The 251-nt window shown below is 75.3% G+C and carries 1 protein-coding gene; it reads left to right on the top strand.

Annotated elements, in window-relative coordinates; all coding sequences use genetic code 11:
- Positions 1 to 251: hypothetical protein (locus ACTFO6_RS19240; protein ID WP_439935928.1), on the top strand; the 251-nt coding region annotated here is incomplete at both ends.

Here is a 251-nt window from a genome sequence, read left to right on the forward strand (position 1 = left end):
CTGCCGGGCTGCGCCACCCTGCGGGCGATCTCGCCGGACGGATCCCTCGCCGCCGCGGTGGGCGCGCGCCCGGAGGCGCGGGCCGAGATGACCGACCGCATCGCCTTGGGCTACGCCCTCATCGCCGCCTATGCCGAGGAGATCCGGCTCGGCGTGACGCAAGGCTATCTGCACCCCGCCGAGGCGAGGGACCGCCTCGAGCGGCTGCGGCACGCCAAGGCCGCCCTGGACGTGGCCGCGGACCTCTATCT

This window comes from Pelomicrobium sp. G1, from assembly GCF_051905455.1.
In the GTDB taxonomy this organism is placed as follows: Bacteria; Pseudomonadota; Gammaproteobacteria; order Burkholderiales; family UBA6910; genus Pelomicrobium.